Raw genomic sequence first — 12,663 nt, forward strand, 5'->3', positions numbered from 1 at the left:
ACAGTCGCGAGGGGCACCGTGCGTGGCGTCGCGCAGTCGTCGAATTCACGATGGTCGTCGATCGACTCGAAGCACCTCTGAAATGGCCTGTGACCTGCAACTTGCATGGCAACCAGTTCGGCAATCCGCATGGCGGACTGTCCGTGGATATATGCGTCGTGATGTGCGCATGGATGTACGGCCTTCTGGAACCCAACCCGTTCGTCAACCCGCATGGCTGTATGGGCGGGTGTGCGGGTGGCTGTGCGGCTCGCTCGATAGACGCACGGAGTCCTGGGCGGCCGGTCGGAGCAACGGGCGGAACAACGGCCCGAGCGGTGGAGCCGCCGGTGGATCTCGCGGCGGGTCTCACGACGGTGCGTCGGCTCGGTGTGGCGACCGGTCGCGCAATGGCGCGAACGGTGGATCCGACGGTCGGTCGAGCATCGGCTCACGCGAACGAACACGCGACGAAACAGACAACGGAGCACACACTCGGCGTCTGGGTATTCATGCGTGACAGGGGATGGATGTGCGGGTGGATCTTCCAACATGCAGATCGAACACGACGCCAATGCCTTATTTTCTGGGCTTTTGCGCTGTTCTCGTGAGGACGTCATCGCAATACGCGACACGCCGACTCTCCTGACAGGAAGTTATTTGCCGGAGATCGCGATAGGCTTCGAGCGTTGACACGAAAGGACGGTCATGGCCACTTCCCGGGAGCGTTGGACCGTGGCGAGGCTCGCGGCCATCGCGGGTCTGCCCAGCAAGGTGGGCTACGAGGCACGGGACCGAAACGTGCTGCACCCGACGGTGCTCTCGCCCAGCGACGTATTGCCCCTGCTCACCTTCGAGGCTTTGCGAAGGATCAGCTGGCCGGGCGAGAACTATGCGCGCAACACGCCACAACGCCTGCGCCTGTGGGAGCACCTGGCCATCGAGCACTCACGAGTGGGCGATCTCGCCGATGTCGACCCGATGACCGGCCTCTACGTGCATCCCTCGGGTGCCGACCTGGCCGTTCGACCGAGTGAACACGCCGCGCTCGCGCTGCGGTTCGTCGAAGAGAACACGCCTTACCAGTACCTCACGCTCGGCGCGTGGGCCCAGCAGGCTCTGCGGGCCCTCGCCGCCGAACAGGAGCAGGTCGGACGACGCCACGGTGCCGCCTGACCACCCCGCGGCAGATTCGGCCGCAAAAGCAGAGCGAGTGGCCTAGGAGTCCAGCCCTAGTCCACTCGCTCGCAGCTCAGCGCCCCTAAGGGCGCCGTCGGAGAAAGGAGGCCTGTCGGCCGCTTACACAACCGAACAGTGAGACCCAGCCGTTCCGGTACTTCCACGCGCCGAACGGTCGGGTCACCCCTACCTCTTTCTCTTCACCAGCTTCAGGAGCAGATCATACCTGCGATCCCCGAGGCAGGCCCAGTGCTGTCTTCAGCCAGGTCCTTGCCCTCTTCAAGTGTGCCCGAATCCTCTGGATTCACGATGCAGGCTCGGGTCCGCGCCGCCTTGCGCGCCGCGCGGGTTCGCGTCGGTGGCGCCCGAGGCGTCGATCCGACCATGCCGGACTCGGTCCGCCGCGCCTCCGTCAAGGTCCCGCTGTGTGTGGTGACCGGCGAGGCGTACAGCGACCTGGCCTTCGTCTTCGCCGCCAAGGTCGGCCATCTCGCGGCCGGCCCGAACCAGCCCGGCTGCATCGCCGACCTGACCACCATCGCCCGCTACCTGGGCCTGACCGTGCGCTCGGTGACCCAGCCCGACGGCCGGGTCGCACTCAAGGCCCCGTCGTCCCTGTACGCCGCGCAGAAGCAGCTCACCGCCGGCGAGGAACTGACCGTCGTACGTCGCACCAAGCCTTCCGGGACCGGGACTTCGGCCGTTCGCCGGCTGCGCACGCCGGAGAAGGGCGAGCCGTGGGTGATGGTGCCCGTGGCCCTCCTGGGCGCGGTGCCGCACCGACACGCACGGGCGTACGCGGTCATCTGCTACGCCCGGGCCCGGGGTCACCACCTGACCTACGCGGAGCTCGCCGACGTACTCCGGCACCAGTCCGGACGCCGGATCGGCGAGCCGGTGAGCGTTCGCGCGGCCCGCGGCGTGGTCTCCGACCTGGAACGCTGGGGCTGGGTGGAGGTGGGCCGCCGCGAGGGGTGGCAGGGCCGCAACATGCTCGTGCCGCTCCGACCGTTCGAGCACCCGAGCGACCACGAGTCGGCGGCGACCGCGGGTGTGGACACCGAGGCGGCCGAGGCGGTGGACATCTTCGCCGGAGATTTCTCCGAGGAGGGGGTCGCGGAGGGCACCCGGGAGGACGGCGCGGAACTCGCCGAGCAAGGCAGTGCGGAATTCTCCGCGGAGGGGAGCGAGGAAGAGCCGGGGGGAGAGCCTGCGGGGGAGGTTGATGCAACGAGCGAGGCCCGCCGGGCGAGCGGGAACGCCGAATCGGTCGGGGCCGTCGGGGCGGTCGGGGCCGTCCGTGACATCGCCGCGGGGGAGTCGCGAGCGGTTGCCGCGATGCTTCCCCCGGCGCGTTCCGCGATGCCCTCGGAGGGGACTTCGCGAACCGGTGTCGTGGGCCCGTCCGAGTCGGCCTGGAACGGTATTTCGGCAGGTCGGAGCCTATGTGCGGAGGGTCAATGGACGTCGGGTGCGCAGGGGGTTGGGACCTCCGTCACGTATAAGGAAGACACTCCGATTGACCTACAGATGAACGCGGACTCCCGAGGGGGTTCCGCCCGGAGGGCGTCCTGCGGAGTAGACGGGCGCGAGTCCGCGACAGGCCCGCGATCGGCTCCCACGACGACCCCTGCGAATGGGACGCCTCCGGCGGAACCCCGTCGAACTCGACACGTGACGACGGCGAACCACCGGACCACCATCTCCGCGACGGCGGCGAAGGCGTTCGCCGGAATCGGCCCGCTGGTGGCCAGGATGAGCACCGGACAGCGGGTTCTCGCCGCTGGTCTGGTGGACCGGGCCGTGGCCGAAGTCGGGGACGCGGACCGGGTCTTCGCCCGGCTGGCGGACCGCTGGCGGACCCAGGAAGGGGCCGTCCGGAGCCCCGTGGGCTGGCTGGACGGTCGCGGACTGGCCCGGCGTGGCTGCGCCGACCCGAACTGCGAAGACGGCCGCCTGTGGCTGCCCGCGACCGGTCCCGGCGTCGGCGTGGACGGCGACCCGTACGCGTGCCGCAACTGCGCCCGCCGGGACGAGGATCGGCGGGCGGCGGCGGACGACCGCTTCGGTGCCGAGCGGCGTGCCGCGTACCGGTCCCGGCAAGCCGAGGCCCCGGTCGTGCCGGCCCGACGGACGCCGGCTCCGCTGCCGATCGGCACCTGCGACGACTGCGACCGGGCGGTTCGGGGGCTGCGAGAGGACGGGGTCTGCGCCGAATGCCGCGAGGACCGGGAGGCTGCGGGAAGCGCGTGCCGAGCCCTTCAACCGGCCTTCTGAGCGTCTTCGGGGCGGCCGGCGGGAGTTCGGTGGCCTCGGGGCCTGTGAAGGCCTCAGCGGGCCGCTCAGCGACTTTGCGGTGATCGGGGCGTGGCCGGCGATCGCGCGGGGAAGGCACGTGGGTTGCCGCTCGATCGGGTTCGGCGCCTGCGCGCCCGTGCTCGTGCTCGTGCTCATGGAGGGGCACATGAGTGCGCCGTCGGCGGGCACGGGGGACTGGATGGCCTCCATACCCGCCGACGGCGGGTTACTGCTGGGGCGAGAAGATCTCGGGGCGGCCGAGGGCACCCTCGGCGTCGAGGCGTTCGAGGAACAGTTCGACGGCGGCCGAGAACAGGTAGACGACCAGGCCACGCTTCTCGGTCGCGGTGAGCTCGGTGTCGAGGTCGCGCGCGAGTTCGTACACGGCCGGGCTGACCCGGTAGCTGGAGGACTGGCTCGGGTCGGTGATACCGCCCCTGGCACGCAGGAACGAGCGGATCATCTCGATCTGCTCGTCGTTGTCCTCGGGGAGTTCGAGCAAGGCGGCGTTGAGGTAGTGGCCGAGCGCCAGCCGCCGGTTCTGTGACGAGCGCTTGTCGGCCGTGAGCCGCTTGCCCAGGCGTGCCTTGACGTCGGGCAGGAGCCGGAATCCCCAGGTCTCCCAGCCCTTGGAGTTTATCCGCGCGTCGAGAAAGCTATCGAGCAGCGACGCGTGCGCCGACTGCTCGCCGGCGGCACCTCTGCCGACCGTGGCCGGCGCGGCGGGGGCCGGAGCGGGAGCGCTGCGCCGAGGGGCGCGGGCGGCCGGGGCCTTGGCGGGCGCGGATGCCTTCGCCGGCTGGGGCGTCGGGGTCCGAGCCGGCTCTGCGGCACGGGGGGTGGCTTCGGCAACCGGGGCGGGGGCGGGGGCTTTCGCGGGCTCCGGGTCCGGGTCCGGCTGCGGGGTCGGCTCGGGTGCCGGTTGCGCGGTCGGTTGCGCGGTCGGCTGAGCGGTCGGCTGGCGGGCCGGCTCGGGCTGCGGCTCGGGCCGGGCCGCCTCGAGGTGAGGTGCCGGGGTGGGAGCGGGTTCGGGTGTGGGTTCGGGCCGGGGAGTCGGGGGGTCGGCCACCGCCGCCGGTTTCGGGGTCGGCTCCGCGGGCGCGGGCGTGGGCGTCGGGGTGGGCTCGGCAGCCGTGACCGGCTCGCGCGTAGGCGAAACCGGGGCCTGGGCGGTCTGCGGGGCCTCCTCGCGCGCGGCCGCCGGAGCGGGAGCCTCCTCGACGGCGGGCGCCGCGGCGGCGTGTACCGGCTCGGGTTCGGGGGCGTGCGCCGGCTCGGGTTCGGGTGCCGGTACGGCGGTTGCCGCGTTCTTGAACGGCGGTCCCGAGGTCGTACCGCCGGACGTGCTGCCGCCGGCACCGCCCATCTGTGCGAGGAGCGCCGCCGTCGAATCGGTACCCGAGTTCAGGAAGCTGCCGTTCATGGCGTCCTGCAGCGCAGCCGCCAGGACCGACGACTGGACGGCGGGGGCCTTTCGGGCTTTGGCCCTCGACTTGGGCACGGGCTTCTCGTCTGTCATCAGGCTGCCTGCTTCACACGGTCGAACAGTTCGATGGCCAGCTCGGTGTAGGCAACGCTCGCGGCGATGTTCGGTTGCTCTATGCAGACGGGGCGCCCGATCTCGTACGCCTGCGAGATCCGGCTGTCCCGGCGGATCTGCGTCTGGAAGGGGTCGAGGCCGTAGTCGGCCAGCCGCTGCTCGACCTGGTCGTCCTCGCTGGTGCGGCGGGACGGGGCATTGGCCTTGTTGATGACCGTGCCGAGGAAGCGCGGCTCGCACTCGCCGAGGGTGCGCTCGGAGGTGGCCGCCGTCAGGCCCTTGATCACCGCGGCGCCCTGGACGGTCGCGTACAGCGGTTCGCACACGGCGACCACGAAGTCGGCGGCGGCGAGGGCGACCGCGGACAGTGCGCTGACGCTGGGCGGGGTGTCGATCAGGATGATCGTGGGGGTACGGCGGATGGGTTCCAGAATGCGCCGCAGGATGCCGGTGGTGGAGAAGTCCATCCCGGCGATCTTGCGCTCCGCGTCGACCATGGTGCTCTGCACAGAGCCGAAGAGGCTGAGGCTGCCGGTGGTCTCGAACGACTTCAGCAGTTCGCTGCGGTCGAAGATCATCTCCGGTACGTCGGGCGTCATGCCGTTCAACTGGGCGTACAGCGCGAAGCCGACCGAGCGCTGGGGCTGCGGGACCACGCCGAGCGCGACGCCGGCCTGGGCCTGCGGCTCGAGGTCCACCACGAGGGCGTGAAAGCCGTTGATCGCCAGAGCGCTCGCGAGGTTCACCGTCGTCGTCGTCTTCCCGGGACCCCCCTTCTGGCTGGCCACCGCCACTACTGCACCCATCGTGCGTCCTCTCGAGGTAGAGCGGCCGAACGCCTGCGGGAGCCGGGTTTCTGCCCGGTGGCCTGTCAGAGCCGTCCACTGCACCTGACAGGGAAGACGACGTACCTCCGGGGTAGCTGCTCGATACTTCCGTCGGAAGTCCGAAAGCGCAACGAACCAGGATCTAGCGGGCAGAACCTTCAAGACGTCCTTGAGGGGTCCGACCTAAGTTTTGTCTGTCAGGTTAGCAGCGGAATCCCAAAATTCACTGTGACACTCGGAAAACCCACCCGTATGTCCCGGTTAACCCGTTTGGTCGGGCGAATCAGCGCCCCCAACAGACTCTTTTGGCGCACGAATTGCCGATCGAACTCTCGATTTATGGGGCAGCAGTTCGACATATCGAGACACAGGGCGAATCGTCGACCCGGACCATCTCCTGGACACCGCCCGAACGGGCCGGCGCTCACCGCTCGGATGGACGCCTCACCCCGCACCCCCGACCCCGATTGGCCGGGCGGGTGACACCCCCTCCCCGCCGCCGCGGCCTGTCGCCTCTCGACCGGCCCCCCGACCGGGCCTCCGAAATCACCCGTGAGGGGGCCCGGTCGGGCGTGTCGCGACTCCGGCGGTTGCTACGGGCATCCACACAACGCGCGCACGGTTCGGCCGGGTTGGCGGAGGTAGCCGGCTTGGCCGGCATCGCCGGTAGGTGGTGTCGAGGAGGTGGGGGCAGCCGGCAACTCGGTGCTTGGAGGGGACGGGGGTGGTCGAGCGTGCGGGTCCCGGGGCCGCCCGCGCGCGTGCTGAGCGGGTGAGCGTGGGTCCGCAACGGCCGCCAGGCCGGCCGAGCGGCGGGCTGCCCGGATGGGCCTCGACCGCGGCGGCTTCGAGGCGCGCTCGATCCGCAACCGGGCGCCGCCGGCGGCTTCCGGGGACGGCGGCCACTGCGGGGTTCGCTCCGGAACGGCGCGCACTCGGGCTCGGGGCCGGGCTCGGCAGCGGCGCGCGGCTGCCCGGGTCCGACGCGCGGCGCACAGCGCTGCCCCGGGCCACCCCCAACGGAAGCGATCAACAACGACCCGAAGCTTCCCCTCGCATCCCCGCGCCCAGACCGGAGCCAGGACAAGCGCAAGCGCAAGCCGCAACCGAGCACTCGTCGCCGCCCCGTGACGGATTCCTCCCGGTGATCGGTTCGACCTGGCGCCCGCCGGTCCGTCCGCCGTTCTGTTCGGGCGGCGCTTCGCGGAGTGGCCCGGGCGCTCGCCCATGCGTCGTTCCGGCGGTGCGGCGCTCCGGCCGCAACCTCGCCCACCGATCGAGGGCCGGGCCCGTGGTTCCGCCTGTCCGCCTGTTCGTCCGCCCGCGCATCTGCCGGTCGAGCCCGCCGTCGTGCGCGGAGCGGAGCGCTCTGTCGAGTGTGAGAGCCGCACAGCGCTTGTCCCGATGCTCGGATGTGCGTTCCGCCCGTCCCGGCCGCCACAGAGGCACCGAGGGGCCGCCCCGGCCGCAGGGCCGCACGCGCGTTGCGAGCTTGCGTGTGTCGGCCGTCCGCCGAGTCGACGATCGACCCGAACGAGCGCCCCTCCGCCCGTCGGTCGTTCGCTCGCGACGTCGTTCGAGCGTTCCGCCGCGTCGGCCGCACAGCGCGCCGGCTGTTCCGTGATCCGCAGGCCGGTTGATCGCAAGGCCGGTTGCTCGCAAGACTGTCGGATCGCGCCGTACGCAGGCCCGTCCGGAGAGGCGAACGCACGCCCGACGGCCCATGGACCGGCCGATCGACCGGTCCGCAGGCACACCCGGTCGGCCGCACGCCCGTTGTTCCGGCCGCACGCCCGTCGCCGGTCAGGAAGAGCGATCCGGCCGTAGACCGGCCCCTCCGCCCGGCCACCGCTCGACAGTTCCGCCCACCCGCACGTGCGCCCATCGTCCTGTGCGCCCGGGCACCGATCCGCCCGTACGTCGTCTCATCCGTACGCAGGCCCACCCGTCGTTCCGACCGTCCGCATGCCCATCCGTCCGCACGCCCGTCCGCTCCAACACCCGCCCGCCCAGACGTCCGCCCGCACGATCACCCACCCAGGTATCCATCCATCCGCAGACCCACTCACCCGTACGCCCGCCGTTTCGTCCGACCGCACGCCCGTCCAACCACCGTTCTGCCCGCAGGCACATCCCTACACCTGCCCACCCGAAGACACGCCCGCCCGGCCGCACACCGGCCCGGCCACCCGCACGTTCATACAGGCATCCGTCGATCGATCCACCCGCACACACGGTGATCCATCCGCACAACCACCGCTCCGCCCGAACGCCCATCGATCCGAACATCCACCCCTACAGCCGTCCATCCATCCGCACACAGGCACATCCACAGAAACGCCCACAGGCACATCCGTCCGCCCATCGGTACACCCGACCGCACGTCTGCCCGCCCAGTGCAACATTCATAGATCCGCACGTCCGTAGACAGATACGCACGCCCGACCGTAGGACCGCCCATCGATCCGTGCACCCGACCGCAGATTCACAGACCCATCCATACGCCCATGCGTCCACCCGCACATCCACCGCAACAAACGCCCGCACACCCGCCCGCACAGCCGCCGTTTTAGTGTTGCAGTCCCTCGAACATACCCCGTTGCGACTCCAAGCACTTGTCCTCATGCAACCTAACGAACATCTCGGCGAATATCTCCCAGAGCATCTAGCCAAACACCATACAGAACAAGCTTATGCACATGCTCCGCTTTAGACTCCGTCCCATGTTCTGTTGCATGAGTTGTGAACTTGTGAAATATGCAGGTCAGAGGCGCCATCTCAATGCAGCAGGTGACCCACAAGCCTTGCTGACCGGCCCGTGACCTTTGCCTCAGAAGCATCGGGCGAGTGCCTCCGGATGCGCGTCATTCATCGGCCCCAATCGGAAGCCGGGACGTAGACGGCCACTCCCACCCTCCGCGTAGTCCGAGTCCGACTGGCCGGCTCGACCGGGGCCACGCGTACTCCGCCAACATCCCCCGTCTTCGCCTTGGCCCGCCGATGTCGTAGAGGCTCCGCTGCCAAGAACATGTCAACACTGCCGCTGGAGCGTCGCCAGGCGACGCGCTTCACGGTCACGAGGCACCTCGCATCCAGGGCACGGCTGAAGACTACGCGGGCTCGACTCCGCCGAACCCAGAGGAATCCGTGCCCAAGGCCGCTCCTGACCGGAAGGCCATCATTCGGTCCGCATAGGCAAACCCGCCTCGACGCGCCCGGATGAGCAAATCGCACCCACGAAACGTCGCCCACGAGCTTGCCCCATACATCGCTGAAGGCCCGTCGGCGTGGACGGGGTGTGCGCACATCCGCCCACAGACCCGTGGCAAGCCGCTCGCGGGGCCCAGCCGACAGGCCCTTCAAACAACTACGACCCTGTCACCGCTGCCATCATCCACGCCCGCCCGGACGAGACGGACCCGCTGGTGGCGGCTACCGCCCGACCAACTTCAGCCCACTCCCCCATCGCTCCACCCCTTCCCGCTCATTGCCGGAGCCGTGATCGAGCGCACCCGCCCACCTCAAGCCGGCAGTGTGCCGAGTCACGCCGAGGCCGCACGCACACTTGGGCGCCAAACCACGAAGCCCAGTCCCAAGGCCGGGGGCGCCGTGACATCCCGTCGCCAACACTTCGCCGATGCGACGATGTGCACATTGCGTTCTGCGGGAGGCCACGGCCGAGGCAAGGCTGATGAGGGAAACCGCCCCATCGCAGGCAAGGCCGAGGGGTCAGTCCGTCACCAACTCCCCCGAAAGGCACCGTGCTCTGCGGTTCGCCACGACAACTCCGGCCGGACCGGGACGACAACGATGAGCCGACCCCAGCTCGTACCGAGGGCGGCGGAGACAGCTCTCGATGTCGCACCCTGGCACGACACGCACAGGATTCGAGGATCCGGATCGCCTCCGGGTTCGCCAGTTGTATGCCACCCCGAAGCCGAGTGCCCGCAGCGACGACGTGGCGGCAAACTCAGGAGCGGGTTCAGGCCGGCGCTCGTGGTCGTCTTCCCAGGGCGAGATTTACGGAAGAAACCCGATCACCAGCTCGTACACCCCGTCTGACCTGCGCTTTTCTTCGAATTCCCGCGTGCGGCGCGATCCGCTGACGCCCGGTGTGATTCCCTGTGCTCCCTCAAATCAGCCCCTCAGAGCGCCATCTGGGACATCGTCGCAGGTCAGAGCCTTGTCCCGATGGCCGAGACGATGCCTGGCTTGATCTGATGTGAGGAGCTTGCGGCGGCATGGCGGTGAGGCAGGTGAACCAGTGCGTCCTTCATGACGAGTTGTGGTGGGACTCCGAGTTCTCTTGCGAGATGCTGACCGTCGGATCGTCCCGGCATCCGGATTTCATGACGAAACGCGGAACCGTAACGTGGCGGGTGATGAACATCCTGATCGTAGGCGGCAGTGGTTTCCTTGGCCGCGAGTTGGCCCGGCGGGCGGTGACGACCGGACACGCCGTGACGGCGACCTTCGCCACCACCGCCGGCGACATCCCCGGTGTTGCCTGGCTGCCCCTCGACCTGCGCCGCAGCGAGGAGATCACGTCGGCGCTCGGGCGGGTCCAGCCGGACGTCGTCATCAACGCGGCCTCTCGCAAGGCCGACTGGGCAACCACGGCCGACGGCGCGATCCGCCTGGCGATGGCCGCCATCCGGCACGGATCCCGGTTGGTACACGTATCCAGTGACGCCGTCTTCTCCGGCAGCGACGTCCGCTACGACGAATCCGCCACACCGGATCCGACTACCGCCTACGGGGCTGCGAAGGCTGCGGCCGAAACGGCGATCCGGCTATTCGCCCCGGCCGCTCTCATCGCCCGCACCTCGTTGATCATCGGCAACGGTGGCTCCGAGCACGAGGCGCTCATCCACGATCTGGCCACCGGGCGACGAAATGGCGTGCTGTTCACCGATGACATCCGGTGCCCCGTTCACATCACCGACCTTGGCCGGGCCATTCTGGAGCTGACCACCTCCGACCGCGCAGGCGTGTGCCATCTCGCCGGGCCGGATGCGATCAGCCGTCATGAACTCGGTGTTCTGATCGCCGACCGCGACGGACTCGACCACTCCCGATTGACCGCCGGCCGCCGCGCCGACACCGGTCCCCAAGGGCCACTGGACGTCCGTTTGGACAGCACCCGGACGCAGCGCACGTTGCACACCACGCTGCGCGGCGCCCGCGACTTCCTACGCCCCGAGCACTGACTCGCACGCCTTTCCCGACATCACCAACCTGCCTGCTGCTCGTGCCGGTTCGACCGGCACGAGCAGCAGGGCGGCGAAGTCACATCACGCGACGGCGGTTCCCTCGAGTTCGACCATCTGGCCGGGGATCGCCAGTCGCGTCACCCCGAGCATCGTGGTGGTCGGCGCCACCCCGGCGGCGCCCAACCGCGCCGCCAGGCCGCCGTAGTGCTGGAAGAGCAGATCGACGTCGGTCGTGTAGACGTTGAGCCGGATCAGGTTCGCGAGGGACATGCCGGCCTCGCCGAGTACGGCCTCCAGGTTGTCGATGCTCAGCGTCAACTGCGCCGCCATGTCCCCGTCGTGCTGGGGCTTTCCGTCGCTGCTCATCGCGGTCTGGCCCGAGATGTACAGGGTTCGTGTCTGTCCGGAGACGACCTCACCCTGGTTGAACCCCATGTCCACCGACCATGTCACCGGGTTGACAGCCGTTCGTTCCATTGCTTCGTAGCTCCATTCGATGCGATTCATGGGGAGTGCGTTCGTCCATCGGCTCGGTAGCCGCCGACTTCGACGTCACGTTGACGAGCCTCTCAACAAATCACGACACCCTTGGTCATGTATTTCGTTAGAGTTTTCGCATGCGCGCCGACCGATTGGTTTCGCTGGTGCTCCTACTGCGCCAGCGCGGGCGGTTGACCGCGGACACGCTGGCCCGCGAGTTGGGGGTATCCACCCGTACTGTGCTGCGCGACATCGAGGCGCTCTCCGCGGCCGGCGTCCCGGTCTATGCCGAACGTGGCCGGCACGGCGGTTTCGCGTTGTTGCCCGGATTCCGGACCGAGCTCACCGGGTTGAACCACGACGAGGCCCTCGCCTTGTTGACTGCCGGATCCGGCCGCGGCGAGCTGGTATTCGGCCTCGGCTCGGCGCTCGCGTCGGCCATGCGGAAGGTGGTCGACGCGCTCCCCGAAGGGCACCGGGCCACCGCGAGCGACGCGGCCCAGCGATTTCTCGTCGATCCGGAGACCGACCTGCTCTCACGTCGGATGGTTGCCGAGGAGGTAGCCGACACCACAATGATCGAGATCCGGCGTGCGGTGCTCGCCGGACACAAGCTGCGCATCCACTACGCGGCCACCGGCCAGGCGCCACAGTGGCGCACGGTGGACCCGATCGGGCTGGTCACCGTACGCGACCGGGGCTACCTGCTGGCCACGAGATCCGGCGCGGACCGCACCTACCGGCTGTCACGGGTGTTGGCCGCCGAGGAACTCCCCGAAATGGCACAGCGACCGGACCGGGTCGATCTGGACCGGGCGTGGCAGGAGCGCAGCACGCGGTTTCGGACCGGCGGCGACCAGGTCGCCGTGCTGGTGAGGGTGAACCCGGCACGACGGGAGGAGCTGGTGGGCACCGCGCTGGCCGTCCTCGCCGAGGAAGCCGAGGCAGACGGCCGGCTGCGGCTGGAGGTCACCTTCCAGGACTCACGACACGCCGAATGGGCCCTGTGGCAGCTCGGCATGGACGGGGAAGCCCTGGCCCCGCAATCGCTGCGCATCGCCCTCCGCAACCGCGCCGCCGCGATGGCCACCCGCTACGGAGACTCCCTCTGAGCCGGATCTTGCGCATTCCGGGCGCTGGTTCTCCT

At 69.4% G+C, this 12,663-nt stretch carries 8 protein-coding genes; 5 read left to right on the forward strand and 3 right to left on the reverse strand.

Features of this window, described 5'->3' with window-relative positions; all coding sequences use genetic code 11:
• Positions 1–531 precede the first annotated feature (531 nt).
• The 3 genes from ACWCPW_RS03845 (at position 532) to ACWCPW_RS03855 (ending at position 3,435) form a co-directional block, all read left to right on the forward strand.
• The gene (locus ACWCPW_RS03845) at positions 532–672 is read left to right on the forward strand and encodes a hypothetical protein (RefSeq protein WP_449759969.1); all 141 of its coding nucleotides are present in this window, start codon (positions 532–534) and stop codon (positions 670–672) included.
• Positions 673–687: 15 nt separating this feature from the next.
• On the forward strand, positions 688–1,155 hold the full coding sequence (locus ACWCPW_RS03850; RefSeq protein ID WP_020554288.1) for a hypothetical protein: 468 nt from the start codon (positions 688–690) through the stop codon (positions 1,153–1,155).
• Positions 1,156–1,542: 387 nt separating this feature from the next.
• Positions 1,543–3,435, forward strand: coding sequence for a hypothetical protein (locus tag ACWCPW_RS03855; RefSeq protein WP_449759970.1), 1,893 nt, complete (start codon positions 1,543–1,545; stop codon positions 3,433–3,435).
• 247 nt (positions 3,436–3,682) lie between these two features.
• Here ACWCPW_RS03855 and ACWCPW_RS03860 read toward each other — a convergent pair whose 3' ends face one another.
• On the reverse strand, positions 3,683–4,975 hold the full coding sequence (locus tag ACWCPW_RS03860; RefSeq protein WP_449759971.1) for a hypothetical protein: 1,293 nt from the start codon (positions 4,973–4,975) through the stop codon (positions 3,683–3,685).
• Positions 4,975–5,802: a ParA family protein gene (locus ACWCPW_RS03865; protein WP_078980120.1), complete on the reverse strand. Its 828-nt coding sequence runs from the start codon at positions 5,800–5,802 to the stop codon at positions 4,975–4,977. Before ACWCPW_RS03865 ends, ACWCPW_RS03860 begins: the two co-directional genes overlap by 1 nt.
• A 4,403-nt stretch (positions 5,803–10,205) precedes the next feature.
• Here ACWCPW_RS03865 and ACWCPW_RS03870 point away from each other — a divergent pair.
• Positions 10,206–11,033 carry an SDR family oxidoreductase gene (locus ACWCPW_RS03870; protein WP_449760213.1) on the forward strand — a complete coding sequence of 276 codons (828 nt, stop codon included), beginning with the start codon at positions 10,206–10,208 and terminating at the stop codon, positions 11,031–11,033.
• Positions 11,034–11,117: 84 nt separating this feature from the next.
• Here the strand turns inward: ACWCPW_RS03870 and ACWCPW_RS03875 are convergent, their stop codons facing one another.
• On the reverse strand, positions 11,118–11,513 hold the full coding sequence (locus ACWCPW_RS03875; protein ID WP_449759972.1) for a RidA family protein: 396 nt from the start codon (positions 11,511–11,513) through the stop codon (positions 11,118–11,120).
• A 140-nt stretch (positions 11,514–11,653) separates the two neighbouring features.
• Here ACWCPW_RS03875 and ACWCPW_RS03880 point away from each other — a divergent pair, with 140 nt between their 5' ends.
• On the forward strand, positions 11,654–12,628 hold the full coding sequence (locus ACWCPW_RS03880) for a helix-turn-helix transcriptional regulator (RefSeq protein ID WP_449759973.1): 975 nt from the start codon (positions 11,654–11,656) through the stop codon (positions 12,626–12,628).
• Positions 12,629–12,663: the final 35 nt, after the last annotated feature.

It is taken from the genome of Embleya sp. NPDC001921 (assembly GCF_053594475.1).

Excerpts from the sequence above, each read along its gene's own strand:
- ACWCPW_RS03845 (WP_449759969.1), top strand. The coding sequence starts at position 532 with ATGCAGATCGAACACGACGCCAATGCCTTATTTTCTGGGCTTTTGCGC.
- ACWCPW_RS03850 (WP_020554288.1), top strand. The coding sequence starts at position 688 with ATGGCCACTTCCCGGGAGCGTTGGACCGTGGCGAGGCTCGCGGCCATC.
- ACWCPW_RS03855 (WP_449759970.1), top strand. The coding sequence starts at position 1,543 with ATGCCGGACTCGGTCCGCCGCGCCTCCGTCAAGGTCCCGCTGTGTGTG.
- ACWCPW_RS03860 (WP_449759971.1), bottom strand. The coding sequence starts at position 4,975 with ATGACAGACGAGAAGCCCGTGCCCAAGTCGAGGGCCAAAGCCCGAAAG.
- ACWCPW_RS03865 (WP_078980120.1), bottom strand. The coding sequence starts at position 5,802 with ATGGGTGCAGTAGTGGCGGTGGCCAGCCAGAAGGGGGGTCCCGGGAAG.
- ACWCPW_RS03870 (WP_449760213.1), top strand. The coding sequence starts at position 10,206 with ATGAACATCCTGATCGTAGGCGGCAGTGGTTTCCTTGGCCGCGAGTTG.
- ACWCPW_RS03875 (WP_449759972.1), bottom strand. The coding sequence starts at position 11,513 with ATGGAACGAACGGCTGTCAACCCGGTGACATGGTCGGTGGACATGGGG.
- ACWCPW_RS03880 (WP_449759973.1), top strand. The coding sequence starts at position 11,654 with ATGCGCGCCGACCGATTGGTTTCGCTGGTGCTCCTACTGCGCCAGCGC.